The sequence below is a fragment of the Candidatus Nanopelagicales bacterium genome (assembly GCA_030700225.1).
GTDB lineage: Bacteria > Actinomycetota > Actinomycetes > S36-B12.
Window position 1 is genome coordinate 1 of record JAUYJT010000060.1, and the last position, 25,706, is coordinate 25,706.

The window sequence follows — 25,706 nt, forward strand, 5'->3', positions numbered from 1 at the left end:
GAATCGTCGTACCGTCATCCATGTCCGTGGCTCCTTCTACTGGTTTGGCGTAGACACCGCCAGCATCAAGGGGCCACGGACGTAATCAGCCCAAGCTGACCAAACTCAAGATCGTGTCTCCCCCCCAACTTCGAAGAACCAAGTAACCGTAGTCGGCCTTGGTCAGGGCGGCTAGATAGGTGTCGCGCTGCTTCTTGAGCACGATGATCGGCGGGTAGCCGAGGCGCACGAGCAACAGGTTCAGCAGAAGCCGACCGGTACGCCCGTTGCCGTCGATGAACGGGTGCACTTCCTCGAATTCGGTGTGCAGCCGGGCCAGTACCTCCGGCAACCGGTGGTCGACTGGGGCGGCGAGTTCGGATGCACTGGAGTTCACCTGGTCCACCCAGCCACGCATCCTGGCAGGCACGAGCGGCCATGACGGCGGGGTCATTCCGCCCTCGAACTGATGGATGTCGTGCTCTCGGAAGTGGCCCGGCGCCTCGCGTTCAGTGGCGTCAGGGTGGGGCGCGACCTGCCAGACCGGAGTCATGGCCACCTCGTGAACCTGCCGGATCTCGGCCAGCGAGACGAGTCCGTCGGTATGCCAGTCGCCGGGGTCGACCGCCTGCGCGTAGACCCATTGGGCGGCATCCGCGTAGCCGCGCACCTCGAGGTACTCCTTGAGGGGCTTGAAGACGCGCCCGTTCTTGAAGGATGCGCCCGTTGCAACGGGTGTTTCTGAGGGGTTCGAGGTGCGTTTGTCGGAAACGGCCGCAACGGCGGAGGCGGTAGGCGACACACCGTTTCTTGGGTGGTGCCGGGTGGTGGCGTCCACGCGCCACGACGGTCTCCTTCCGTTTGATCACCGAGACTGGTAGCTAAATGAGGCTCCTCGCTAGATCGTGTGGCTGGGCTGAGGTGATCTTGAAGCGGTTGGACATGCTTTCCCGTGTCGCGGTGTTGGGCCGCGCAGGCATGGAGAGTGGCAATCCCCTGGGAGCGTGTAGCCGGGTCCGTCATACCGCGGACCTGAGAATGCTCGCCTGACTTGGCCCCAGTGCGCTCGGGCGGATTCCAGGCATCCGTGCTTTGCCGTGGTTTCCGGGGGACGAGGGCATCGGTGCGACTGGCTCACGCGCCCCGAGCATTGCCGGCGAACGAGACGTAGCGTTCGAAGTGATCCGGAAAGCCCTCGGTGTCCACGGGCCTGCAGAGCCACACTCTCTGTGATGGCTCGGGCGCCCACGCCGGACCATCCGCGCGGAAACACATCACTCCCGCGTGCCGCGGTCTTCTGGGTCGACCGGCAGGTAGTGGTGGCCTCTCCCGCCTGTGCCGGACGGCGCCAAGATCCCTTCGTCTGCGAGTCGCTGCAGAAGTCGCAGCACCACCGGGTAGCTGAGGCCCAAGAGGTCGCCTGCCTCGGTGGTCGAGATTCGGCCGCGCGCCTGAGCGAACGACTGCACGACCTGGGCGCGCCGGGCATCCGCTTGGACACGCGCGTGTCTGGCTGGGAGCCGGCGACGAACCCGATCCGAGGGCCGATAGACGGGGGTCGTCCCAGCGGGAACGCCCCGAAGCGCCACTATGACGGGCTCGCCATCCACTGTCTGCTGGGCGCTCGACTCCAGGCGCGCGCCCGCGTCGGGGGCAGACCGCTGGAGGTATGCGGCAACGGTGGTCGCGTCGACCCAGCCGCTGCGAGTGGCTCGATCCACAATGATCAGTGCGTCCAGATCCAGCGGGTGGCCAGCGTCTGTCGGCTCGCTGGCCAGGGAAAGCATCGAGGGGTCGGGTTCACCCCCGTGCAGCGTCACGGCGACTCGACGGTCCGTGGCCTCCACGGTCGGCGGTTCCAAGCCGCGGCGGAGCATGGCCTCAACCATGCGGTCGACCCCGATCCCCTGCCGCTCCACAAGTCGGAGCCGATGCAGTAGTTCGGCCAGCCGCGGGTACCTCGGGACACTGACGTGCGTCATGATGTTCGCTGGCGTGATCCCGGGCAGGAGCGCCCCGGGTGAGTCCACCCTGAGCCTGTCCCCTACATGCTCGACCACCGTGGGTTCGGCGGCCTCCCAGTTGCGGTGGGCGATCCCGTTCAGCACGGCTTCCCGTGCTGCGTTGAAGGGCAGACGGTCAACCTGTCCCCGCGCGAAACCGGTGCCCACATGCACCTTGCCGATCTTGGTCTGCAGCAACTGTTCCACTGTGGCGATCTGCTGCAGCAAGGATTCGACCGACCCCCGGTAGTCCGTGTCCGAGTCCGCTCCAGGCGTGGGGCGATACAGGTAGTGGATGCCCGGAGCCGGTGCGGCGGCGAAGAGCCAGGCGCCCGCGTGGTTGAGTTGGTGCGGGTCGTACTCGTTGACGGCGCCGATCCGCTCCAGGAGCGCACGGGGTGCTGCCTCCGCTAATTGGACTGCAGCGTCCTCCCCGCTCTCCCGCAGATAGCGGCGCGCCGCCTCGATTGCCGACGACGTGGCGTCGTCCACTGTGAATGCGGATGCCATGGCCGAGGGGTCGGGTGCTGACCGGGCACGGACCTGCTGCCAGACCCCGAGGTCCAGCGGAACGCACTGTGCACCCACCCGATGCCGCGACGCCTGCTTTCGGTACGAGAGCGGCTTGCCTGATTCTCCGACCAGCAGGGCAAGAACCCGCACGCCCCCAAGCCCGTACTCGTCGATCTGAACTGTCGCGCCGGTGGTCTCCAAGATCCGTTTGCGGAGCCATGGGATCGGCACGGCGGTGCCTGAATGCGAGCCCCGATCGGCGACCCCGAACAGGACCGCCCCACCCCCTGAGGTGTTCGACATGCACGCTACCGCTGGCCCGACCACGCCGAGCACCTTGTCGGCCTCAAAGGAATGACTGATGTCGCCATCCGCACCAGTCGGATCCGCCTTGCAGTCGAGCCGTTCGCTTTCCACCGCGTCGCCGTCCTGCCCAGTCGCCAGTCGCGCTAGGGCGGCCTGGACCAGAGCCGAAGGGGCATCTGGGCGCCGAAATGTCACTTCCATGCGGACCCACCTATACCGGCTTATAGTTTCTTTGAGCGAAACTATAACAGATCAGGTGTGGGGCGACGAAGTAGCAGATTCCGGAGCAGTCTCAGCGCGAGAGGAACGTCACCGATTGCTACTGGCAAGATCGTGAACGAGGGACGCCAGGCTGGGACGCTCGGCTGGTGCGGGTTCGTCTCCTGGCCGGCAGCGCTGGCGCAGTCGCGGGACATCCGAACTGACGAGACCGAGTGGAAGCTCCGGTCGGCGGATCGACTGGCTCGCTCGCGCGAGGCGTTGCTGACTGGCGAACCTGATGTGGCGTCTACACGGTACGAGGGGAAGGCCACCGGCTCAGGCCCCCAAGCGCAGGTGTCAACCCTGCCGACCGACGTGCGGGGACTCCATCACCCCCCGGGAAGGGTGAGCATCCGGTCCAAAGCGACCTTGGCCCAGATGGATGTCTCGGGGTCAACCTTGATGGGGTTGACCACGCGCCCGCGCGACAGTTCGTCTAGCGCCCAGCGCAGGTGCGGCAGGTCGATCCGGTTCATCGTAGAGCAGAAGCAAACTGACTGATCCAAGAATGTGATCCGCTTGTCCGGGTGTTGCTGCGCGAGCCGCCTGACGAGGTTCAGTTCCGTGCCAATCGCCCACGCGGAGCCGGGCTCGGCGCTCTCAATCGTCTTGATGATGAACTCCGTCGAGCCGACGAGATCCGCGGCTGAGACAACTTCGTGGCGGCATTCAGGATGAACGAGCACCTTGATGCCGGGGATGCGCTTCCGGACTTCGGCGACGCACTTGGGGCTGAACCTGGCGTGAACTGAGCAGTGGCCTCGCCACAGAACCATCTTGGCGGCCCTCAAGTCCTCCTCGCTCAGCCCTCCGTCGGGCTTGTGCGGGTCATACACGACGCAGTCGTCCAAGGACAATCCCAGCTCGAGCACGGCGGTGTTGCGCCCGAGGTGCTCATCGGGCAGGAACAGCACGCGGTCCCCACGGTCGAACGCCCACTGAAGAACACGTTTGGCATTGGATGACGTGCACACCGCCCCCCCGTGACGTCCTGTGAACGCCTTGATCGCCGCTGTTGAGTTCATGTACGTGATCGGGACCGTCGTGCCAGCGACCCCGGCGTCCTCCAGCGTCGCCCAGGCTCGTTCCACCTGGCTGATGTCGGCCATGTCCGCCATCGAGCAGCCGGCCGCGAGATCGGGAAGTATGACCGTCTGATTGTCTCCGGTGAGGATGTCGGCGGACTCCGCCATGAAGTGGACGCCACAGAAGACGATGAACTCCGCGCTCTTCTGCGCCGCTGCCCTTTGAGCCAGCTTGAAGGAGTCGCCGGTGACATCCGCGAACTGGATGACTTCGTCGCGCTGGTAGTGATGGCCCAGGATGAACAGGCGGTCACCCAGTTCCTTCTTCAGCCGCGTGACGTCAGTCACAACGTTGGGGTCTGAGCAAGGTGGCAGCACGCCAGGGCACTCGACGCCCTTCTCAGTGTCAGCCTCGGCCCCCTGGTCGAGCAGCAGCAGTGCCAAGGGAGTGGCCGGTGCGCTTGTCGCGGAAGTCACCAATCCATTGTGGCACCGGTCTGCATCCGGCGCCGCATGTCCGCTCATCGAGGACCTGGGAATGGCCCAATCGCCATCCGGGTTCTAGACTTAGGCATGCCTCATTCCGAGGCTGAAGTCCCAGGGAGAGTGCGAATGACGGCAGACACGGCCCAGAGTGCGCCGCAAACCATCCAGCTCACAGAGCCCGCATCCGACAAGGTCCGAGCGCTACTGGCCGCGGAAGGCAGGGACGATCTCGCGCTGCGTGTGGCTGTCCAACCTGGTGGGTGCTCAGGCCTGCGGTATCAGCTCTTCTTCGATGACCGTTCCTTGGACGGCGACACTCGGATCGATTTCGACGGCGTAGCGGTCGTGGTTGACCGGATGAGCGGTCCCTATCTCGGTGGCGCGACGATAGATTTCGTGGACAGCATCTCCAAGCAGGGGTTCACCATAGACAACCCCAACGCGACGGGAACCTGCGCCTGCGGCGACTCCTTCCACTAGGCCTGAATCAACCGGAGTGTGTGGTCGGTGGGTCGGCATCGTATCCAGGCAGGGCACCAACCTCACTCGGCCATCCGGCGAGCGAAGGCTCAACGCAGCCTGATGGTGCAGATCCTCTGTTGATCATGGAGGTCGACGATCACCCAGGAAGGGAGGATCGCTGACGAGCTTGATCAACAGAGTATTTGCACCATCTGGGCCTCCGCAGAGGCAAGCGATGGAGGTTCGGGGGACTCAGGATAGGCGGCTACCCAGTACGGTTCTGACATGCGCATAGTCGTAACTGGATCGATCGCGACCGACCACCTCATGGTCTTCCCGGGTCGGTTCGCCGACTCGCTGATGCGCGAGCAGCTGGAATCCATCTCGGTCTCCTTCCTCGCGGACAAGCTCGAAGTGCGACGTGGGGGCGCGGCCGCGAACATCGCCTTCGGCCTGGCTCGGCTTGGCTTGAAGCCCATGTTGGTGGGGGCGGCCGGTTCGGACTTCGGTGACTACCGCTCCTGGCTTGACCGGCACGGCGTCGACACGACGTCGGTTCACATCTCGGAGGTTCAGCAGACGGCCCGCTTCGTGTGCACGACGGACCGTGATGGCAATCAAATCGCCACCTTCTACGCGGGCGCCATGAAGGAAGCCCGCGAGATTGAATTGGCCCCGGTGCTTGAGCGGTTGACCGACGGGAGCGTCGTCGTCATCAGCGCCAACGACCCAGAAGCCATGGACCGCCACGCGGAGGAATGCAGGTTCAGAGGCGTGCCGTTCATAGCCGACCCGTCCCAGCAGCTGTCCTCGATGAACCGTGAGGAGGTCATCGGGTTGCTCCAAGGCGCCTCGATGCTATTCAACAACGAGTACGAATCCGCGCTCATTCACCAGCGCACTGGCTGGACCGACGAGGAAGTCCTGTCGGCTGTGCCCACGAGGATCACGACCCTGGGTCCTCGTGGTTCCCGGATCGACCAGAAGGGCCGCGAACCGGTCTTCATCGGTTGCCCCAAGGAACGTGTCCGGCTTGACCCCACTGGAGTCGGCGACGCATTCCGGGCTGGCTTCCTGGCTGGCATGTCGTGGGATCTGCCGCTGGTCAGATGCGCCGAGCTCGGTGCGATGCTGGCGACCTGCGTGATCGAGACCGTGGGCACGCAGGAGTATGGATTCGAGCCAAGTGAGTTCCTAGCTCGCCTCGGGGAGGCATTCGGGCCGGAGTCGGCCGAAGAAGTCGGCGTTCATCTGCGCCGGTCACTCTTGGTTTGACCCTGGGCCGGCACCCGGATCAGAAAGCCGGATGAGAAACCGCGTCACACCATCGGTGGTCGTCTGGCTAAGCAGTTCGGCTCCGTGCGTCCAGCACCAGGCCGGAATGTCGAGCTGTGCTGTGGGATCGTCCGCCAGCAGCTCCACTAGCCCGGATACCAGCTCGCGCGCGGCCCGGGCAAGGGAGGTTACGGGGTGCGGGCAAACGGAGCCGCGCTCGTCAAGGACTCGGTCCGGAGTCGCGTCCGCGGTCACAGGTCGCTCACTCCGGTCTGTTCGCGGATCCTCGTCACCGCGATTGTCAGGTCCCGCGCGAATTCGTCGACATCAGCGCTCTTGGCGGCAGGCTGCAGAGAGACGCGCAGGCTGCCATGGCTCGAGACTCCCATCGCAGCGAGCACGTGATGGGGCCGCCGCGTATCCGACACACACGAAGCCCCGCTGGACACCGCCCAGCCCATGCCCGCTAGTTCGTCCACGAGCTGCTCCGCGGCCACGTAGAGGAAAGTCACCATCAGGATGTGACCCAAGCGTTGGTCCGGCGACCCCAGGGCCTCGCAGTTGGGGATGGAAGCCACCAGCCGCTCACGCAGCCTCTGCGTCAGCTCGCCACATGTGCGAGCCGTCTCGCTCACAGTTGCGGCTGCCTGCTCCAGGGCCAGGGCGGCGGCCGCGACTGCGGGAACTGGCGGCGCTACCCCTTCCACTCCAAGTGGTCCGTTGTCCATGGGCTGGAACCCGACCCCGCTGCGCACCGCCAAGATCCCAACGCCTGGCGGTCCCCCCCAGTAGCGTGCTTCCGCCGCTAGCACGTGCCAACCGCTGGAGATCTCACTTCGGCCGACGACGTGCCGGGCGTCGCTGATGAGCGGGACCCTTCGCGCTTCCAGAGCTTGGCTAACGGGGCCGATGGGCTGGAGTGTCCCAACTTCACCGTTGGCCATTTGAAGACACGCGGCGGCCGCGTCGCTTGCGTCTACGGCGGTGATGAACCGGTCAGGGTCTATCAGTCCCGCGCGGTCGCAGGGAACAACGGTGACGGGAATCCCCTGAGCCTCGATGCGGTCGACGCGCCGCAGCAGCCCCAGGTCCTCGACCGCTGAGACAACGACGCCTCGCCGTTGGCTCCCGGAACGCCTGCTCGCCAGGCATCCCTGAAGTCCTGCCGCCAGAGCCGCGTCCGCGGACGATGTGAAGGCGATTTCGGTCGGTCGGCAGGCCAGGACATCCGCCACTGCGGTGCGGGCATGCGCGAGAAGCCTGCGCGCCACGTCGGCCTGCGGGTAGCGGCGTGACGGGTCGGCCCAAGCGGTCGCGCTGGCGTTCGCGAGCGCGGTGCGGGTTGCCGGGGACGGCGGCAACCCCGACGCCGCGTCGAGATAGCGCCGGTTCTCACCATCTTGGGTTGCCACATCTGGCATGTCAGCACCGTACCGCTCCAGGCCCGACCGGCACCGCCGAGGATTATCCCGCCCAATCCGCCGTTGGAGCTCACGATCCGTGAGACCATGCTCACGTCTGTAGATGGTGTCGCGGCTAGGCGAGTTTGGATTCATGGCCCACACTGGATGTGACAGCTAGGGGCGAGTCGGACGGGAGCCCATGGACGTGCGTGAGAAGCGGAACAAGACGAACCTGGGCGGTCGCCGCGTGCGCGCGATCGTCGGGGGAGCCGCGGCTCTGGGTATCGTGCTGTCCGCGTGCGGACCGTCGTTGAGCCTGGTCACTGCCCCATGGGGTGAGTCTCAAGCAGTAATTCGATCCGCCCTGTTCGGAGATCGCGCGGCCACGTTTGAAAAGCCACCGCGTATCCGGGTGGACAACGGCCGGATCGAGTCCGTGTCGGTGACCGGTCCGAACGGACGCCGGGTCGGAGGCAAGCTGGTCGGCGGTGGCGAGATCTGGGAGCTGGACACATCCGATCTGGAGTTTGGCACCAAGTACAAGGTCACCGCCAAGGCTGTGGATCTTCGGGGGGTCGAGTCGACAGCCAACGAGACCTTCCGGACGTTCGAGCCAGAGAAGGTTCTGACGGTAATGTCGGACCTTTCCGAGGATGAGACGTATGGGGTCGGCATGCCGATCACGCTGACTTTCGACCTGCCAATCAAGCGGAAGGCCGAGATCGAGAAGAGGTTGCGTGTTGAGACCTCCGGAGAGCCGATCGAAGGGGCCTGGTCCTGGGACGGGGATCAAAGCGTCACCTACAGGCCGCGCAAGTACTGGCCGGCCAAGACTGACATCAAGGTGGCGGCGGATCTCAAGGGCGTGAATGCCGGCGACGACGTGTACGCGCTGGAGAACTTCAGGCGCAGTTACAGCATCGGTCGCCGGATGATCCTGGTTCAGAATTCGGAGACCCACCGCCTGGTGGTTCGGAGGAACGGGAAGGTCATCCGGGACATCCCGAGCTCGACGGGCAAGTCCGGTTACGCGACCTACTCCGGCATCAAAGTGATCATGACCAGGGAGCCTGGGCCGGTCGTGTTCGACGCGGCAACCCTGGGGATACAGAAGGACGATCCGGAGTACTACCGCCTGCTCGTCTACAACGCGATGCGTGTCACCGATTCTGGGGAGTTCATCCATTCGGCCCCGTGGTCTGTGGGATCCCAGGGCTACGCGAACGTCAGCCACGGCTGCACGAACGTCAGTCCCGAGAATGCGGCATGGCTCGTTAGCGTCCTGCGCGTAGGTGACGTGGTGATCTTCAAGAACACTGGCGGAAGCGAAGTCGCCCCAGGAAACGGCATCACAGTCTGGAACGAGTCCTGGGACGAGTGGAAGGCTGGCAGCGCCCTGCAGTAGCTCGAGTCGTGCCCGTTAGCATTCGGATATGGCAGATCGACCGGCCGGGGAACTGAAAGCGCTTGTGTACTCAGACGATGCTCATCGTCGGCGGGGGATGATCGACCTACTCGGCCCCTACCCATCTACGGATCTGGCGCGGGTTGAGTACGTGGAGTGCGCCAGTGAGCCCGCCGCGATTCGCCTGGTCGACTCCGGGGCATTCGATCTTGTGATTCTCGACGGCGACGCGGTGCCAGCCGGTGGAATGGGAATCTGCCGCCAGATCAAGGACGAGGTTGATCCTTGCCCGCCCGTCCTGCTCGTCGTGGGCAGACCGGCGGACGCTTGGTTGGCGACATGGTCCCAGGCGGAAGCAGTCGCGCCGTGGCCGCTTGATCCGCTGGAATTCCCCAACACGGTGGCCACGCTCCTGCGGAGACGTGTCGCGTCTCCGGTCCAGGCCTAGCGGGCTAGTTGTGACCGAGACCGAGATGTCCTGGTCGGCGCTGCTGACCGACCTTCTAGCGGGTTCGGACACCGCCGGTGAGCGCGCGCGGTGGGCCATGGAGTCGGTAATGACGGGGGAGGCGACTGCCGCACAGATCGCGGCATTCCTCGTGGCATTGCGGGCGAAGGGGCCAAGTGGCGCCGAGGTTTCCGATTTCGTGGATGTCATGCTCCAGCACGCGGTTCCGGTGACGGTGCCTGGCCTGGTTGTGGACACCTGCGGGACCGGCGGCGATCAGTCTGGCTCCGTGAACATCTCCACGATGGCCGCAGTGGTTGTCGCGGCGACCGGGATCCCGGTGGTGAAGCACGGAAACCGCGCCGCGTCATCGAGGTCGGGGTCCGCCGACGTTCTAGAAGCGCTTGGTGTGGCCATTTCCCTGCGACCAGACCAGATCGCGCAGTGCTTGGCGGAAGTGAACATCGCGTTCTGCTTCGCGCCGGTTTTCCACCCAGCGATGCGGCACGCCGGTCCGGTACGCCGGGAACTGGGAATCCCGACTGTGTTCAACATCCTTGGCCCGCTGGCGAATCCGGCGCGGCCCGCGGCCCAAGTCGTCGGAGTCGCCGATCCATCCATGGCTCCCGTCGTCGCGCGCGCGCTGGCTGACAGGGGAACCTCGGCCCTCGTCGTCCGGGGTGAAGACGGCATGGACGAGATCACGACCGTTGCCCCCACGCGGGTATGGGACGCTCGCGGCGGTTCGGTTACCGAGACCGTTGTTGACACCCGCGCCCTTGGGATTGGCAGGGCGGATCCGGAATCTCTAGCTGGAGGTGGCGCGGCTGAGAACGCGGAGTTGGCGCGCGCTGCCCTCGCGGGGCGGCCAAGGTCGGAAGTGCTGCCAATCCGGGACGCGGTCGCGATCAACGCCGCCGCTGCCGTAGTTGTTGCGGAGTCGGCCAGTGGAGCCGCCGTTGCTCCGGTCGGTCTGATAGCGGAACTTGCCCGAGCTCTCGATCGAGTCCGCCATGCCCTTGACAACGGTGCGGCGGAAAGTCAGCTCAACAGGTGGGTGGAAGTGTCCAAGTCGCTGGCCGAGGGATCAGACGGGCCGTAACCGGGACACCAGGGCCTGGGGGACCGGAGACGCCGCACCTCTCGGGGGCTCGCTGTCGGGGTACTCGATGAGCTGGGGACGGCCGAGCTTGGCGAGGTCCCGGCCCGCACCTCCGACAGGCAAAGCCAGAACCCCATCGAGCCGCACCAAGCGGACGCCCTCGGAAGACAGCCAGCGCAGGACCAGCGCTGACTCCTCGGGCAGGTGCGGCGCTGATCCGATCCCAGGAGCCGCCACATACTGCGCCGTGGCGACGGTCGCTTCCACGACCGCCCGGGGATCCGCTCCGGCCTGGACACGGCTGGCGCCTGCGAGTCGACCATGGCGAATTACGTGCACTTCCCATTCCGAGCCGTCCAGCCGAGCGGCCACGACCTCCGGACAAGCAGTGATCATCGATTCCCTTTGTCGTCGGTCGATGCCGGTTAGCAATGCCCGCAGTCGCTCCCGCCAGGCAGCCGCCTCCTCGAACTCCTCTAGCTGGGCCAGCTGGCGCATTCGGTCCCGAATAGTGGTGGCGAGGGGTTCGGAGTCCGACAGCAGCGCCGAACGCGCGGACTGCGTGATTTCGGCGTACGGGGCGTCAGCGGCCGGATCGGAACAAGGCGCCAGGCATTGCTCGAGTTGCGCCGCGACACACGGCTGGGCGCGACGCGCTCGCGAGAGCCTGGTCAAGCATGAACGAAGCGGAACAGCTTCGAGCAGAGCCTCGCTCGCGGCTTGAGCGGATCGCCTGGACGAGAAGGGTCCGGCACAGGCGCTCTGGGGGTCGGCGACAGAGGGCACCTTGCTCACAATGGACACCCGCGGGAACGGCTCATCGGTGAGCTTGAGCCACACGGCCCTCTCCGGGTTCCTGGAGCGGCGGTTGTAGACCGGGCGGCGTTCAGCTATGAGCCGAACCTCGCGAACTTCGGCTTCGAGTGAAGTGGCGCAGGGGATGGCCGTTACCTTCGCCGCGACCTGGATCATCTCCGCCATTCGCTTGCGCCGCTCAGAGGCTGTGAAGTAGGTGCGCACTCGCTTCCGGATGCACTTCGACTTGCCGACGTATAGGGCGTTGCCACGCCGGTCCTCGAAGATGTAGACGCCGGGCAGTTCCGGTAGTCCATCGGCCAGCGTCCGCTTGCGCACCTGGGCCTTGGTCACCGGGGAACACAGCTGCAGTAAGTCGTCCAGATGATGCGCCCCGAGGCTGCCCGCGCGCTCCAGGAGCCCGTGCAGGACGTCGACAGTGGCCCTGGCGTCCGCGAGCGCTCGATGATTGGGATCGGTGCCGGCGCGGAAGTACGCGGCAAGCGTCGACAGGCGGTGGTCGCGGACGTCGTCCCGGGATAGCAGAGCCCTCGACAGTGTCATCGTGTCGACAACCTTGAAGTCCGGCCACCTCGCGCCAATCGCAGCACAGCCGACTTTGAGGAATCCTGTGTCGAATCTAGCGTTGTGGGCAACTAGCACGGAGCCGTCGGCGAACTCCAGCCAGGACGGCAACGCGGTCGTCAGCAGCGGAGCGGACGCGACAGCGGCCGTTGTGATACCCGTGAGCGCTGCGATGAACGGGGGGATGGCGACTTGTGGGTTGACCAGAGTGGAGAACTCGCCCAGCACAACCCCGCCGCAAGTCCGAACAGCCCCGATCTCGGTGATCCGGGATTGAGCGGGCGATCCGCCGGTTGTCTCAAGGTCTACGACCACGAAGTTCACATCGTGAAGCGGCAGGCCCAGATCGTCGAATGAGCTCTGGAACGCAGGGTGCGCACCCATCGTCGTGTTCGCTGTCACGCACGTGAATCTATGCCAGGCGTCCGACAACGCTTAGTCTTGTCGCGCGGCTGCGCCACGTCGAGCGACCGCGTCGAGATGGGGAGCTGAAGTGGAACTGTCAATTCCGTCCGAGGGCAGCAGCTGGCGCTGTGGCCAGTGCGGCAATCTCACGCGCTTCGACGTGACGCGATCCCGAACCGTGACCGAGTACTGGCACTTCACACTCGCCGGAGATCGGGACATCAGCGAACTGGTAGTCAGGTCAGAAGCTGTGCAGGACGTTCGGTGCCGTTGGTGTGGCTCATCCGACAGCATCGAAGTTGTCGCGCGACCAGAGGCCGAAGGCACCGTGCCCGCGCAGCCTTAGGAATGCAGCCCTAGGAATAGAGTTCGACAATCGCCCCTGCGAACTCTTCGAGAACCACATTGCGCTTCAGCTTCAGCGATGGGGTGAGCTGACCGCCTTCTTCGGTCCAATCCACGGGTAGAACGGTGAACTTCTTGATCGCCTCTGCTTTGGAGACGGCCTTGTTCGCGTCATCTACGGCTTCTTGGATCGCGTCTTGGATCTCCTTGTCGCCGACCAGGTCGTTGGCTGGGGTGTCGGCGGGCTTGCCGCGTTGCTCCAGCCAGGCAGGCAACGACTCCGCGTCCAGAGTCACCAGACAGGCGATGAACGGTTGCGCATCGCCGACGACCATGCACTGGCTGACCAGCGAGTGGGCTCGTAGGCGGTCCTCGAGTACCGCCGGAGCGACATTCTTGCCGCCAGCGGTGACGATGAGTTCCTTCTTGCGGCCAGTGATCCTGACGAAGCCCTCATCGTCAATGGTTCCGATGTCGCCCGAGTGGAACCAGCCATCCTTGTCCATGGCCTCGGAAGTCGCCGCTTCGTTGTTCCAGTAGTCCAGGAATATCTGCGGTCCCGCTAGAAGGACCTCGCCGTCGTCAGCGATGCGAGCAGATGAACCGGGAAGGGGTTTGCCGACCGTTCCAGGCTTGACCTGATCGGGCCTGTTCACAGTTGACGCGCCCGTTGTCTCGGTCAACCCGTATCCCTCGAGCACCGTGACGCCCAGCCCGCGGAAGAAGTGTCCGAGCCGCTCTCCGAGGGGCGCCCCACCGGACACGGCGTAGGTCACCTGACCGCCCAACGCGGCGCGCAACTTGCCATAGACGAGCTTGTCGAAGAGGGCGTGCTTCAGCTTCAGGACGAGCCCTGGGCCGCCTGTGTCCATGGCCCGGCTGTAGTCGATCGCGGTACTTGCCGCGGCGTCGAAGATGCCAGCTTTCCCGCCAGCCTCAGCCTTCTGCTGGGCCATGTTGTAGACCTTCTCGAACACTCGCGGCACCGACAGCAAGAAGGTGGGATGGAACGTGCCCAGGCTTTGCACGAGGTTCTTGATGTCGGAGGTGTGACCCAAGCTCACTTGGCTGCGGACGCAGCCAAGTTGGATGAGCAGCCCGAACACATGCGCCAGCGGCAGGAACAGCAGTGTTGAGGACTCCTTCGTGAAGACACCCGGAAGACCATTGACGACAGCGTCAATCTCGAACATGAAGTTGCTGTGGCTTAGGGCGCAGCCTTTTGGACGCCCCGTGGTGCCCGATGTGTAGATGATCGTGGCGACGCTGTCCGGCTGCAGGCTCGAGCGCCTTGCCTCCAGGTCTTCATCCGATACCTCAACGCCGGACTGAGTCAGATCGTCCAGCGCGCCGTCGTCGATCATCCACACGCGCGTGACGCTTGGAAGGCCAGCGGAAACCTGATCGAACACCTCGCGGTGTCGGTCAGTCTCCAGGAACACTCCGACCGCCCCGGAGTCCGACAGGATCCACTCCACTTGCTCCGCGCTTGAGGTGTCGTAGATGGGCACCATGACCGCACCGGCGAACCAAAGGGCGTAGTTGGCCAAAGTCCACTCATATCGAGTTTTGGACATGATGCAAACCCGGTCCCCGGGCTGAACCCCGCTGGCGATGATCCCCTTGGCCAGGGCGCGAATCTCATCGGCGAACTGGCGCATGGGCATTCCGCGCCAAGACCCGGAAATCAGCCGCATGATCGCCGGATGATCGGGTGCGTCGCGTTCGTTCTCGAGGATGTGAATCGTGAGATTGCCCGTGGTGGGCGCCTTGACGATCGCAGATTCTGAGTATTCGCGCATTGGTTCCCCACAATTGACTCGGAGTCTTTGCTGGACCCTAGGCCAGACTCCGCGGGCGGTGTCAACTGGGGTGAGCGATCCGGACTGAGGCCGCGCTTCTGGTCGGCGTCCCGGCGTTAGGGCACTATGGGTAGGTGCCCGTTGTCGACCTGGTTGATGAAACATTCCTCGTGGTGTCACCCGCCCGGCTCGCCGCCGTCGTCCAAGAGAGGCGCCGGTGGGCGCAGTGGTGGCCCGAGTTGAGCCTGAGTGTCTTCATGGATCGTGGAGTCAAGGGGATTCGGTGGTCTGTTACTGGGGCGATGGTGGGCTCGGCGGAACTCTGGCTTGAGGAATTCGGAGATGGCGTGATCTTGCATTACTACTTGCGAGCTGACCCCGTGTCGCCTGGATCCGCTACCCAGCCACGAGTCCTGACCGATTCCCCACGAGGTCGGCGTGCTGCCGACCGCTTGCGGCGCCGCGAGGCGCTGCGCTGGAAGCGAACCGTCTGGGCACTCAAGGCCGAGATGGAAGGTGAACGCCAGCCCGGCGACGGAGGATGGCGGTAGTCCGTCGTGCGTAACACGTCAAGATGCCCAGAGTGTGGCGCGATCGTGCCTATCGGCGCCCAGTGGTGCCCCAGGTGTCTTGAGAAGTTGGGGTCGTCCGCCGACCCGACGACCCTGGATTCCGCGCCGGACGCCGTGCGGGAGCCCGCACCTGCGGATGACTCCGCAGCGAACTTGGCCGAGATGGTGGCACTCCTGGCGGCCCACGAGTCGGAGGCGCCGACACGACTGCGTCGCGCCATGTCGAGAACGCCCGTGCGCGTCGCGGTCATGCTCGTGGGGACTTTGGCAGTCGCACTGCTGGCCGTGGGTCTGGGAGTCTTGGTCCTGTGGCTGGTGGAGCGGTAGTGCTCATCCGCGCGATCAGCGACGTGCACGCACGGACCGAGGGATTGGCGCAGTCCGCCGACGGCGCCGACGTGTTCATCTGTCTTGGCGACCTGATCTTGTTCCTGGACTACGAGGATCCAGCCATCGGAGTCTTCGCGGGTCTCTTCGGGGAGGTCAATGCGCGCCGGTACATCGATCTGAGGACACGGCGCAAGTACGACGAGGCGAGGTCGTTCAGCCGCGACCTGTGGGGAGCCGTCGGCGGGGACATCTGGCGGACGATCAACGAACGCGTCGGACAGCAATACGCGGAGACGTTCGCGGCCATGCCCGCGGGGTTCCTCACCTACGGCAACGTGGACCTGCCCGTGCTCTGGCCGACCTACGCCAGGGCGGACCATGAGATCGTGGACGGAGAGGCAGTTGACGTGGGGGGTTTGCGCGTCGGGTTCGTCGGCGGTGGGCTGCGATCCGCCATGCGTACGCCTTTCGAGCTGGACCCCGAGGAGTTCGACGCCAAGGTCGCCAAGCTCGGCCCTGTGGATGTGCTGTGCTCTCACATTCCGCCCGACTTCCCGGACTGCACGTATGACGTTGTGGCGAGGCGCTTCGAACGCGGGAGCCAGGCTCTGTTGCGGTACATACGGGACGTCCAGCCACGGTACGCGCTGCACGGTCACGTCCATCAGCCCCTCGTGCCCAGGGTGACGATCGGGCGGACGCAGGTCGTCAACGTTGGCCACTTCCGCAGCAGCGGCAAGGCGTTCGAAGTCCGGCTGTGAGCCGTGCTCGCGATTCGAGACCCCATGTAGCCTGCGAGCATGCCGGAGCACACCTGGGCGCAGACCGAGATCGCCGCGCCGCCCGCCGCGATCATGGCGGTCATCGCGGATCTTCCTAGCTACCCTCAGTGGTGTACGGGAATAGGATCGGCCGAGGTTCTGACTACCTTCCGGAACGGTCGTCCGCGCACTGTGAGGGTTGTTCTTGACGCCCCACCCGTAGTGGAAACACACGAATACGAATACGAGTGGAGACCGCGCGAGGTAAGTTGGCACCTCACACAAGGCGGCATCGTTTCTTCCATGCATGGGCGGTATACGTGCCTGAAGCGGAGCAAAGGCATCACCCAGGTGACATACGAACTGACCATGACGCTTGACATGCCTCTGATCGGTACCCTGCGCCGCCGGGCCGAACGCCACATCGTCGGGACCGCCCTGCGCGGGTTGAAAGAGCGCGTCGAGTCCCGACCATGACTGGCGGCAGTGGTGATGTCTCACCGGGCGTTAGCGCGCGGGTTGTTCTGTTCACCGGCAAAGGGGGAGTGGGCAAGACAACACTTTCGGCCGCGACCGCTGTCGCAGCCGCTGATCGCGGTCTGCGCACCCTTGTCATGTCGACCGATCCGGCCCACTCGCTCGCGGACGTCTTCGGCCTAGCGATCCCGGCTGGGCGCCCGGTGGCCGTGGCCGAGAACCTCGAAGTGTCGCACTTGGACTCGCGGGCACTGCTGGAGCGTTCGTGGCATTCGGTGCAGGAGTACTTGCTGAGTGTCCTGTCCAGCGCGGGTCTGGATTCTGTGGCAGCCGAGGAACTCACAGTCTTGCCCGGGGCGGAGGAAGTTCTCGCACTACTAGAGGTTCGGGAACAGGTTCGGTCAAACCGTTATGACCTAGTCGCACTGGACTGCGCTCCGACCGCTGAAACGCTGCGGCTGCTAGCTCTGCCGGAGGCCCTGGATTGGTTCATGAGCAGGATCTGGCCAGTAGAGCGCCGCGTGGTCACAGCGCTGCGGGTTCCGCTGTCCCGCGCGGCCGGGGTGCCTATGCCGAACACCTCGGTGATGGACGCCATCGAGCGGTTGCACGCGGACTTGGCCGACGTCCGCAAGGTCCTGACATCTCCTGGGTCTTCGGTACGGCTCGTCTTCACGCCTGACGCGGTCGTTCTCGCCGAGGCCAGGCGCACCTTGACGTCGCTGTCGCTGTATGGATACCGGGTGGATGCCGCGATCGCCAACCGGGTGTTCCCGCCAGGCGGCGACGAGTGGCGCAACGGTTGGGCGCGCGCCCAAGCCGCCCGGCTCCAGCAGGCTGAAGTAGACATGGCCCCGTTGCCTGTGCTGGTGGGCTCATACCTAGTTGGCGAGCCCGTCGGACTCGAAGCCCTGAGGAACTTGGCGGAGGCGATCTACCCTGGCGGCGATCCCCTGGGACTGCCGAGCGTTGAGTCTCCGATGAGCCTTGAGCGGCTTGGGCAGCAGGTTGTGCTCGTGCTTCGACTACCGCTGGCCACGCGCGGTGACGTTGACATCGCTGAACGTGGCAACGAGGTGATCGTGACTGTAGGGTCTTACCGTCGCGTAATCGCGTTGCCGGGAGCCTTGCACAGGTACCGAGTTGTCGGAGCGGGACTGTCGCGCGGTGTGTTGAGAGTGAGATTTCTACCACGAGATGGCGGGGGTGGGAAGTGACGGACCATCCGGGCGGCGAGGGGTCAGAACGCGCGCGGGATCAGGCCCAAGGCACGGCCGCGGAAGAGGCAGCGAAGCTGTTCGTCGCTGTTCGGGACCGTCTCATGGCAGACCCGACGGCAGCACGGCTGGGCTCCACAGCGGCGGAATGGCTAGCAGCGTTCGGATCTCCTGGGAATGACATCGCGCGCGATGCCGCAGACGAATGCTGCCGCTGCCCCGTATGCATCGCGCTAGCCAAGGCCAGATCCACCAGCCCCGAGACCGTTGAAGCTCTGACCGCCGCGGCGATCCAATTCGCCGAAGCTGTGCGCCAGGCGTTCGCGCCCCCAAGCACGGAGGCGGAGGTCCGCCATGTTCCCTTAGATGACGAGTGGCTCACGGACGAATCGAACGGGTCTGGGGACGGTCCAGGAATCTGATCGGTGTGGCTTCATGGCGGGACACCCATCTGACAAGTCACTAGCCTTCCGTTGAGGGAAACCGGAAGGACGTGTGAATAATGCTGACTGCTGGCGTCGATATTGGTGGTACGAAGATCGCGGTAGGCGTGGTCAACACTGAGGGAGAGATCGTCGCCTCGTCCAGGAAGGCGACTCCGGTCCGCGACCCCGATGGCGTTATGGACGTCATAGTCGAACTAGTGGCGGAGCTCCAAGAGTCCCACGACCTGGAAGCGGTCGGTGTCGGTTGCGCCGGGCTCGTGGACGCGACCCGGTCCAAGGTGATTTTCGCGCCCAATCTCGGTTGGGTTGATGAGCCCCTGAGGATCAGGATCGAGCGGGCGCTCGGCCTGCCGACGGTGGTTGAGAACGACGCCAACGCTGCCGCATGGGGGGAGTTCCGCTTCGGAGCTGGCCGGGGTGCGAACGACCTCGTGATGGTGACCGTGGGGACAGGCATCGGGGGCGGCGTGATACTCGGCGGGAAGCTCCAGCGAGGCGCGAGCGGCGTCAGCGGGGAATTCGGCCACCTGCGGCTGGTTCCGGACGGCAGGCTGTGTGGGTGCGGACGACATGGTTGCTGGGAGGCCTACGCCAGTGGAAACGCCCTAGTGCGCATTGCCCGCGAGTTGGCGCTGGAGCGGCGCCCGGAGGCCGGAATCTTGATGTCGTTGGGCGACGGGACTCCTGAGGGAGTACAGGGTCCAGACATCACCGAGGCTGCCCGGCGCGGTGACCCGGTTGCGATCGAGGCATTCGAGGTTCTCGGGGGGTGGCTGTCTCGTGGACTGGTCGAGGTCTCCACTCTGCTAGACCCGGCAGCGTTCGTGATCGGTGGTGGGGTCGTGGAAGCCGGTGACCTGCTGCTTGAGCCGACGAAGCGCGAGTTCGCGCCTCAGCTGCTGGCGCGCTCCCAGCGACTCATGCCGGATATCATTCCCGCCGAGCTCGGGAACGCGGCCGGCATCGTCGGCGCCGCTGACCTGGCACGCGATCACGGCCCGACGCCTCACGTACTGATCTCGCCTAAGGCCGCGGCCGCGCGAGTTGAGGAAGCATCGAAGGCTCGGAAGGCCAAGGGCGGCGACTAGCTCCGGCTAGGTCGGAACTACAGGACCGCGCCGTCGTCCCAGCCGTCGTCCTGGCGTGGCCGGTCGGGCATGCGCGCGACCAAGGTCACGAAGCCGGCGATGAACAGGGCCATGCCCATGGGAGCCAGCATCACCGGCAGCGGGAGAAGCGACGGGAGCAACAGGACCCCAGGACCGGCCACGACTGCCGTCCACGCGAAGCGTGAGACCCCGTCGCGAGGCTTAGGCAAGGGCGGCGGGGTCTGTGGAACGAAGTCATCGGCCAGCTCATGAAGTTCGGGCGAGACGGGATCGTCCGCAGCGCCCGGGGGCTCATCGGGTCTCCCGGAGCGCACCAATCGCTGCGACAAATGGAACGCGTGGTCCGTCCCCTCGAGGACATGAGGCAGAACCAGGCGAATCACAGCGCGTGCCCGTTCCTCATCGGCGGTGTCGACCAGCACCGTGACTTGTCCCGGCGCCGATTCGGCCACCAGGAACGTGATGTCCGCGTCCGTTAGGAGCTGCCCCACATGCGCTATCAGTTCCGGAGGCAGCGTGCACAGAGGCGTCGAGTCAGTCACAAGACTGGCTCAGGCTGTCACTTCTTGGATGAACGCGAGGCTCTCGGAGAAGATCAGCTCCGCGTCGTTGTCCAGGGTGGCGACGTGGTAGCTGTTCTCCAGAAAAAGCTGCCGCCGGTTGGCGCTTGGCACGTGCTGCATGATCCATCCGGAATTCTCGTTCTCAACCACGTGATCGTCGCGACTTGTGAAGACCAGGATTGGCTGATTCACCGAGCCTATGTCTTTCATGGTCGTGGACCAAAGCTGAGACATGGAGTAGGCCGCCTGGAGCGGAATCCGGTCGTATGCCCCCTCATCCTGATTTGGCTTCTTGATGTCATTCGAGATACCCGGGAAGGCCGGAACGATGTGACGCAGGTACGGCAACAGGTGGCGATCCATGCGCAGGGTGAACAGCGCCGGATTGATCAGCACGAGGCCGGCGACCTGGTCGCCGCGCTCTTCGGCGAGGCGCAGCGCAAGTGCGCCGCCCATCGACATGCCCATGATGAACACCTGATCGCACTTGGACCGCAGCTCGTCGAAAGCGCGTGAAGTTTCGGCGTACCAGTCGGTCCAGCGCGTCTTGTTCATCTCCTGCCAGGTCGTGCCGTGCCCTGGGAGCCGGGGGACGGAGACTGAGTAGCCATTCTTGGCGAGGAACTTCGCCCAGGGCTTCATGGATTTCGGTGAGCCGGTGAAGCCATGCTGCAACACGACTCCGACTGGTCCCTTGATGCTCTGGTACGGCTCGGCTCCTGGGATCAGCGACATCTGCCCTCCTGAAAGATCGCGGGGCGTACGCTTGGCCCCGCTCCCGGCTAGGCAACCATGGTCGCACGCGGCGTGGGAGGATTCGGAGGAAACCCGACTGGAGGTCGTTGGCAAGTGCTGTACTACTTCCTCAAGCATTTCGTTCTGGGCCCCTGGCTGAAGCTGCTCTTCCGCCCGTGGCTTGAAGGCGGCGACAACGTCCCCAGGGAGGGGGCGGCTGTCCTGATCAGCAACCACTTGTCCTTCTCCGACTCCATCTTCCTGCCGCTGGTGCTCGGAAGACGGGTCACATTCTTGGCGAAGAGCGACTACTTCACGACCAGGGGGATCAAGGGCTTGCTCATGCGCATGTTCTTCGCGGGCACGGGCCAGGTACCCATAGACCGCTCCGGTGGGCAGGCCTCGGAAGCGGCTCTGAACACCGGATTGCGGATTCTTCGGGAAGGTCACCTCCTGGCTTTCTATCCGGAAGGGACCAGGTCGCTGGACGGCACCTTGTTCCGAGGACGCACCGGAGCGGCGAGGGTTGCTCTCCATGCCCAGGTCCCGGTCATACCAGTCGGGATGATCGCGACTTATGAAGCCCAGCCGACCGGCAGGATCCTCCCGAAGCTGCGCCGCGTTGGCGTGCGGATCGGAAAGCCTTTGGACTTCTCTCGCTACTACGGAATGGAGAGCGACCGCTTCATCCTGAGGTCGGTGACCGACGAGATGATGTACGAGATGATCCAGCTGACCGGGCAGCGCTACGAAGACATGTACGCCACGGACGCGAAGGATGCGGCACGGGCCAGGGAGCAGGTCCCAGCAGATGAGCCGCGCGGCCCCGGCGAGGGTGGCGGGGGCGCCGCAGAGGACGAGCGTGACCAGGGCGGCTCGTCCGCTAGCGGGAGTTGACCGGTCCGAAGATCGCTGGGTCGGCGCCGACCTGTTCTGGACCGTACCCTTGTGTGGTGACCTCGCCCGACATCGAATGGCCGGACCTTCCGGTCGCTCAGCAGATCCCGTGGGTGGATGAACCCGCCGTAGCGCACGTCGCTGCGATTCTTCGCGGAGTGCCCGCGCTGGTCCAGTCGGCGGAGTGCGATCTGCTCACGCAGAGGTTGGCTGCGGCTGAGAGGGGCGAGGCGTTCGTCCTGATGGCAGGGGACTGCGCGGAAACCTTTGACGCGAACACGATCACCTCGATTAGAGCGCGGTTGAGGACAGTCCTCCAGATGGCCGTCGTGCTCACCTATGGCGCTTCGCTGCCCGTGGTGAAGATCGGTCGGATGGCCGGCCAGTACTTCAAGCCGCGCAGCAGGCCGACGGAGCGGCGGGACGGTGTGGAGCTGGCCTCGTACTTCGGAGACGCCGTCAACGGGCTGGAGTTCAGCGCCGGTGCCCGGACTCCCGACCCGGATCGTATGTTGCGGGCCTACCGGGCCAGCAACGCTGTGATGAATCTCGTGAGGTCCTTCACGCAGGATGGCAGCGCTGACCTGCGCCAGGTGCACACCTGGAACCGTGACTTCGTCAGAGAGTCGCCCGCCGGGCGGCGGTACGAGGAGCTGGCTGCCGGTATCGACCGCGCGCTCGCGTTCATGAGCGCCTGTGGAGCGGATCCAGAGGAGCTGCGCGGGGTCGAGTTCTTCGTGGGACACGAGGCGCTCTCGCTGGACTACGAGCGGTCTCTGGTGCGGTTCGACCCTGTCTCCCGGCGCCACTTCGGGTCGTCAGGCCACTTCCTGTGGGTTGGGGAACGCACCCGCCAGCTCGACGGTGCGCACGTCGATTTCGCGGCGACCGTGAACAACCCGATCGGGGTCAAAGTCGGTCCGAGTGCCCACCCCGATGACGTTCTCGGCCTGATCGAGCGCCTGGACCCGCACCGGATACCGGGCAGGTTGACGATCATCTCCAGGATGGGAGCCGCCAACATTCGCGGTGTGCTTCCAGACATCGTCGAGAAGGTCATCGCCGCGCAGCACCCGGTCGTGTGGATTTGCGACCCGATGCACGGCAACACCCGGGAGTCGGATTCCGGGTACAAGACGAGGTCCTTCGACGACGTTGTCACGGAGGTCAAGGAGTTCTTCGCGGTCCACCGGTCCTTGGGGACGCATCCGGGTGGGCTGCATGTCGAGCTGACCGGGGATGACGTGACCGAATGCGTCGGGGGCACCGAGGGTGTCGCCGAGGCGGACCTATCGGACCGATACGAGACCGCGTGCGATCCGAGATTGAACCGGGAGCAGTCGTTGGAGCTCGCGTTCTTGGTTGCCGGGATGCTGAGCGAGCGGACGATCTGACTGGCCGCCCGATCAGGTCCTGTAGGAGCGGAGGGGTCGTCTTGTTCGCGTCGATGGATTCACGTGTTGGGGCATAGATTGGTCGGACTACCGATCCGAACCCGAAGACCACGCTTCGTTGCGTAGAGCCCGCAATGCGGCAACTTCTGCGCTGGTGTGCGCTGAGCCGACGTGTTCGATTCTGCGTGAACCTCGACGCGAAGAGCGCACAATCTGCACCGCCGTAGCCCCCCGAGGAAGTCTTCACGGTGCGGATGTATGCCAAACCTCACGCTACGAAGCTCGGCTAGTGCGCACACCACAGGCCTCCTGCAGCAAGACCCCTAGTCAGAGGCCCCTCCCAGGCCCCAACCCAGAATCATGAGCCGAGTCGGGTGTCCGAATCGGCTGCCGCGGCCTCGCAGGCGGACGTCATCGCGCCGAAGAGTCCGTGCACGACCGTTGTGGCACCTTCCGGGGAGTCCGACAATGTGAACAGACGGTCGCTGCTCCATCGCTCATCGGCCTTGAGGGCAGTCTTCGTCAGTCTCGCCGAAAGGTGGCCTTGCCGGGTTGATCACAACTACCATGACGCTATGCGCCAGCCAGACTCTGACGACGAGGATTCCGAGAAGATCCAGGTCAAGGGCGTCTCACCGCTCATGATCTTTTACGGCTTTGTGCCATATATCATCATGTCGCTGTTCTCGGCCCCCGGCACGTTCTTGTTGGTCACCTCGATCTCGGTTCTGATGTCGGCATCATGGATGATTCTCGGGTTAGTGCGAGGCCGAGGCCTGCATCAGCTCAGCACGGTGGGCACAATCTTGTTTGGGGCAATGCTCGTTTTGGCATTTGTCGACCCCCACCTGGATACGTGGCTTCGGAACTGGTCGGGATCAGTCGCCGAGATTGCGCTGGTTCTGACCGCGTTCATTGGGATAGCTGTGAAGCGCCCGTTCACCTTGTACTATGCCAGGCTCAGCGTTGACCGGATTCAGTGGGAGCACAACCCCAAATTCCGAGCAGGTGTTGTCAGGGTCAGCCAGACGATCACAGCAGTGTGGGGGCTGTCGTTTGTGATTGGCGTGATCTGCGATTTCTTGCCAAGTCCGATGAACAACAACATAGTCTTTACGTGGATAATCCCTCTAGCGGCTTTGTTCGGGGCTATAAGGTTCACGCTGTGGTATCCCGAATACCACCGAAGCAGAAGACTTGCCGCGCACCCGGAAATCGCTGAGAAGCACCGCATTATCGCTGAACGGGCCCGTTCGGCATCAACCGACGAAACTGATGACTCGGGCTAAGTATGTCGCACGGTGGTATTACTGACCGCCAGAACTCGCACCAGTGAACTTGTCAGGTGGGTGGCGGGCTCTTGTTCGACCTATCTCGAAGATGACGACATCACCCGGATTTGGGTGCTCGATCCGGCTCAGCGGCACCGCCGCAGCCCGCAATGCGGCAACTTCTTCGCTGGTGTGCGCTGAGCCGACGTGTTCGATTCCGCGTGAACCTCTACGCGAAGAGCGCACAATCTGCACCGCCGTAGCCCCCGAGGAAGTCTTCACGGTGCGGATGTGTGCCAAACCGCACCCTACGAAGCTCGGCTAGTGCGCAAACCACAGCCCTCCAGCAGCAAAACCCCTAGTCAGAGGCCCCTCTACGCCCCAACCCAGAATCATGAGCCAAATCGGGGCGACCCGATGCACGGGAACACGCGGGAGTCGAATTCCGGATACAAGACGAGGTCCTTCGATGACGTCGTCACGGAGGGCAAGGAGTTCTTCGCGCTCCACCGGTCTTTGGGGACGCACCCCGGTGGGCTGCACGTGGAGCTAACCGGGGATGACGTGACCGAATGCGTCGGGGGCACCGAGGGTGTCGCCGATGCGGACCCGTCGGACCGTAATGAGACTGCGTGCGATCCTAGATTGAACCGGGAGCAGTCGTTGGAGCTCGCGTTCTTGGTTGCAGGGATGCTGAGCGAGAGCACGATCTGACTGGCCGCCCGATCAGGTCCTTTAGGAGCGGAGGGGTGGTGATCGTGCTCGTTCAAGTGATGCAGTTCGCGACGCCCTTCGGGTGGCCGCTGTCCGTGGCCGTGGTAGACGGATCGGTCGTATCGTCGGGGTTCGTGCGCATTGGCAACCTGCCGATTCCGCCTGGAGCAGGAGATGTTGTCAGGGTCGTCGACACGGGCGTTGCCGCGTGCGTGAGGGACTGGCTAGGTGGCGAGCCGGACGCGCTGTCGCGGGTTCCGGTGTCGCAACCTGGGTCGCCGTTCCGCCAGGCGGTCTGGGATCAGATGCGCTCGATTCCCGGTGGATCCACGTCGACCTACGGGCAGATCGCGGCAATGGCTGGCCATGCGAGGGCGGCCCGCGCCGTCGGAGCCGCGTGTGCGAGCAATCGAGTCGCCCCGTTCGTTCCCTGCCACCGGGTCGTGCCGTCGGCTGGCGGTATCGGGCGGTACGCCTATGGCAGCGCCCTGAAGTCAGCGCTGCTGGAGTTCGAGGCGGGGTAGGCCGTCGATTCCGCAGAGGGGGCTTGTGCGCGCGAACTTCGACTTTGCCGGTGATGAAGTCCCAGCACATCGCCAGCTGCAAGACTGTCAACGACC

General features: G+C 64.6%; 27 protein-coding genes. 18 read left to right on the forward strand and 9 right to left on the reverse strand.

Going from position 1 to position 25,706, the window contains the following annotated elements:
• Positions 1-85 precede the first annotated feature (85 nt).
• The 3 genes from Q8P38_09230 to nadA form a co-directional block, all read right to left on the reverse strand.
• Positions 86-817: a Fic family protein gene (locus tag Q8P38_09230; GenBank protein ID MDP4014782.1), complete on the reverse strand. Its 732-nt coding sequence runs from the start codon at positions 815-817 to the stop codon at positions 86-88.
• A 436-nt stretch (positions 818-1,253) separates the two neighbouring features.
• The gene (locus Q8P38_09235; GenBank protein ID MDP4014783.1) at positions 1,254-3,002 is read right to left on the reverse strand and encodes an ATP-binding protein; all 1,749 of its coding nucleotides are present in this window, start codon (positions 3,000-3,002) and stop codon (positions 1,254-1,256) included.
• A 389-nt stretch (positions 3,003-3,391) separates the two neighbouring features.
• Complete coding sequence (nadA, locus tag Q8P38_09240) at positions 3,392-4,564, reverse strand: quinolinate synthase NadA (GenBank protein MDP4014784.1); 1,173 nt, start codon at positions 4,562-4,564, stop codon at positions 3,392-3,394.
• A 135-nt stretch (positions 4,565-4,699) separates the two neighbouring features.
• Between nadA and erpA the strand changes: the two genes are divergently transcribed.
• Positions 4,700-5,053 carry an iron-sulfur cluster insertion protein ErpA gene (erpA, locus tag Q8P38_09245; protein MDP4014785.1) on the forward strand — a complete coding sequence of 118 codons (354 nt, stop codon included), beginning with the start codon at positions 4,700-4,702 and terminating at the stop codon, positions 5,051-5,053.
• Positions 5,054-5,320: 267 nt separating this feature from the next.
• Positions 5,321-6,310, forward strand: coding sequence for a carbohydrate kinase family protein (locus tag Q8P38_09250; GenBank protein ID MDP4014786.1), 990 nt, complete (start codon positions 5,321-5,323; stop codon positions 6,308-6,310).
• Here the strand turns inward: Q8P38_09250 and Q8P38_09255 are convergent.
• Both Q8P38_09255 and Q8P38_09260 read right to left on the reverse strand, forming a co-directional pair.
• On the reverse strand, positions 6,296-6,565 hold the full coding sequence (locus Q8P38_09255; GenBank protein ID MDP4014787.1) for a sulfurtransferase TusA family protein: 270 nt from the start codon (positions 6,563-6,565) through the stop codon (positions 6,296-6,298). The two genes, Q8P38_09250 and Q8P38_09255, sit on opposite strands and share 15 nt — an antisense overlap.
• The gene (locus Q8P38_09260; protein MDP4014788.1) at positions 6,562-7,731 is read right to left on the reverse strand and encodes an aminotransferase class V-fold PLP-dependent enzyme; all 1,170 of its coding nucleotides are present in this window, start codon (positions 7,729-7,731) and stop codon (positions 6,562-6,564) included. The genes Q8P38_09255 and Q8P38_09260 overlap by 4 nt, the downstream gene beginning before the upstream one ends.
• A 187-nt stretch (positions 7,732-7,918) precedes the next feature.
• Here Q8P38_09260 and Q8P38_09265 point away from each other — a divergent pair, with 187 nt between their 5' ends.
• The 3 genes from Q8P38_09265 to trpD are packed head-to-tail and all read left to right on the forward strand — an operon-like array spanning position 7,919 to position 10,668.
• Positions 7,919-9,118, forward strand: a complete 1,200-nt coding sequence (locus Q8P38_09265) for an Ig-like domain-containing protein (protein MDP4014789.1) — start codon at positions 7,919-7,921, stop codon at positions 9,116-9,118.
• A 28-nt stretch (positions 9,119-9,146) separates the two neighbouring features.
• Positions 9,147-9,566 carry a hypothetical protein gene (locus tag Q8P38_09270; GenBank protein ID MDP4014790.1) on the forward strand — a complete coding sequence of 140 codons (420 nt, stop codon included), beginning with the start codon at positions 9,147-9,149 and terminating at the stop codon, positions 9,564-9,566.
• 10 nt (positions 9,567-9,576) lie between these two features.
• Positions 9,577-10,668: an anthranilate phosphoribosyltransferase gene (gene trpD, locus Q8P38_09275; GenBank protein ID MDP4014791.1), complete on the forward strand. Its 1,092-nt coding sequence runs from the start codon at positions 9,577-9,579 to the stop codon at positions 10,666-10,668.
• Here the strand turns inward: trpD and Q8P38_09280 are convergent.
• A complete protein-coding gene (locus Q8P38_09280; protein MDP4014792.1) occupies positions 10,654-12,450 on the reverse strand; it encodes a DEDD exonuclease domain-containing protein in 1,797 nt (598 codons plus the stop codon). The two genes, trpD and Q8P38_09280, sit on opposite strands and share 15 nt — an antisense overlap.
• Positions 12,451-12,541: 91 nt before the next feature.
• On the opposite strand from Q8P38_09280, the gene Q8P38_09285 reads away from it, so the two are divergent.
• The gene (locus Q8P38_09285; GenBank protein ID MDP4014793.1) at positions 12,542-12,799 is read left to right on the forward strand and encodes a hypothetical protein; all 258 of its coding nucleotides are present in this window, start codon (positions 12,542-12,544) and stop codon (positions 12,797-12,799) included.
• 10 nt (positions 12,800-12,809) lie between these two features.
• Here Q8P38_09285 and Q8P38_09290 read toward each other — a convergent pair whose 3' ends face one another.
• A complete protein-coding gene (locus tag Q8P38_09290; GenBank protein ID MDP4014794.1) occupies positions 12,810-14,600 on the reverse strand; it encodes an AMP-dependent synthetase/ligase in 1,791 nt (596 codons plus the stop codon).
• Positions 14,601-14,734: 134 nt separating this feature from the next.
• On the opposite strand from Q8P38_09290, the gene Q8P38_09295 reads away from it, so the two are divergent.
• The 7 genes from Q8P38_09295 (at position 14,735) to Q8P38_09325 (ending at position 19,491) form a co-directional block, all read left to right on the forward strand.
• Positions 14,735-15,151, forward strand: a complete 417-nt coding sequence (locus Q8P38_09295) for a polyketide cyclase / dehydrase and lipid transport (GenBank protein MDP4014795.1) — start codon at positions 14,735-14,737, stop codon at positions 15,149-15,151.
• 45 nt (positions 15,152-15,196) lie between these two features.
• On the forward strand, positions 15,197-15,499 hold the full coding sequence (locus tag Q8P38_09300) for a hypothetical protein (protein ID MDP4014796.1): 303 nt from the start codon (positions 15,197-15,199) through the stop codon (positions 15,497-15,499).
• Positions 15,481-16,263, forward strand: coding sequence for a metallophosphoesterase (locus tag Q8P38_09305; GenBank protein MDP4014797.1), 783 nt, complete (start codon positions 15,481-15,483; stop codon positions 16,261-16,263). Before Q8P38_09300 ends, Q8P38_09305 begins: the two co-directional genes overlap by 19 nt.
• Positions 16,264-16,302: 39 nt before the next feature.
• The gene (locus tag Q8P38_09310; protein MDP4014798.1) at positions 16,303-16,740 is read left to right on the forward strand and encodes an SRPBCC family protein; all 438 of its coding nucleotides are present in this window, start codon (positions 16,303-16,305) and stop codon (positions 16,738-16,740) included.
• Complete coding sequence (locus Q8P38_09315) at positions 16,737-17,957, forward strand: ArsA family ATPase (protein ID MDP4014799.1); 1,221 nt, start codon at positions 16,737-16,739, stop codon at positions 17,955-17,957. The genes Q8P38_09310 and Q8P38_09315 overlap by 4 nt, the downstream gene beginning before the upstream one ends.
• The gene (locus Q8P38_09320; protein ID MDP4014800.1) at positions 17,954-18,379 is read left to right on the forward strand and encodes a hypothetical protein; all 426 of its coding nucleotides are present in this window, start codon (positions 17,954-17,956) and stop codon (positions 18,377-18,379) included. The genes Q8P38_09315 and Q8P38_09320 overlap by 4 nt, the downstream gene beginning before the upstream one ends.
• 80 nt (positions 18,380-18,459) lie before the next feature.
• Positions 18,460-19,491 carry an ROK family glucokinase gene (locus Q8P38_09325; GenBank protein ID MDP4014801.1) on the forward strand — a complete coding sequence of 344 codons (1,032 nt, stop codon included), beginning with the start codon at positions 18,460-18,462 and terminating at the stop codon, positions 19,489-19,491.
• Positions 19,492-19,508: 17 nt separating this feature from the next.
• Here the strand turns inward: Q8P38_09325 and Q8P38_09330 are convergent, their stop codons facing one another.
• The gene (locus tag Q8P38_09330) at positions 19,509-20,054 is read right to left on the reverse strand and encodes a hypothetical protein (protein ID MDP4014802.1); all 546 of its coding nucleotides are present in this window, start codon (positions 20,052-20,054) and stop codon (positions 19,509-19,511) included.
• 9 nt (positions 20,055-20,063) lie between these two features.
• Positions 20,064-20,810 (reverse strand): alpha/beta fold hydrolase, encoded by a 747-nt coding sequence (locus tag Q8P38_09335; protein ID MDP4014803.1) that lies wholly within the window; start codon positions 20,808-20,810, stop codon positions 20,064-20,066.
• Positions 20,811-20,882: 72 nt separating this feature from the next.
• On the opposite strand from Q8P38_09335, the gene Q8P38_09340 reads away from it, so the two are divergent.
• The 5 genes from Q8P38_09340 to Q8P38_09360 all read left to right on the forward strand — a co-directional run bounded on the left by Q8P38_09340 (position 20,883) and on the right by Q8P38_09360 (position 25,610).
• A complete protein-coding gene (locus Q8P38_09340; protein ID MDP4014804.1) occupies positions 20,883-21,707 on the forward strand; it encodes a lysophospholipid acyltransferase family protein in 825 nt (274 codons plus the stop codon).
• A gap of 56 nt (positions 21,708-21,763) precedes the next feature.
• A complete protein-coding gene (locus Q8P38_09345) occupies positions 21,764-23,101 on the forward strand; it encodes a 3-deoxy-7-phosphoheptulonate synthase class II (GenBank protein MDP4014805.1) in 1,338 nt (445 codons plus the stop codon).
• Between the two features lie 575 nt (positions 23,102-23,676).
• Positions 23,677-24,390 (forward strand): hypothetical protein, encoded by a 714-nt coding sequence (locus tag Q8P38_09350; protein ID MDP4014806.1) that lies wholly within the window; start codon positions 23,677-23,679, stop codon positions 24,388-24,390.
• A 399-nt stretch (positions 24,391-24,789) separates the two neighbouring features.
• On the forward strand, positions 24,790-25,086 hold the full coding sequence (locus Q8P38_09355) for a 3-deoxy-7-phosphoheptulonate synthase (GenBank protein MDP4014807.1): 297 nt from the start codon (positions 24,790-24,792) through the stop codon (positions 25,084-25,086).
• A 38-nt stretch (positions 25,087-25,124) separates the two neighbouring features.
• Positions 25,125-25,610 (forward strand): methylated-DNA--[protein]-cysteine S-methyltransferase, encoded by a 486-nt coding sequence (locus Q8P38_09360; protein ID MDP4014808.1) that lies wholly within the window; start codon positions 25,125-25,127, stop codon positions 25,608-25,610.
• Positions 25,611-25,706: the final 96 nt, after the last annotated feature.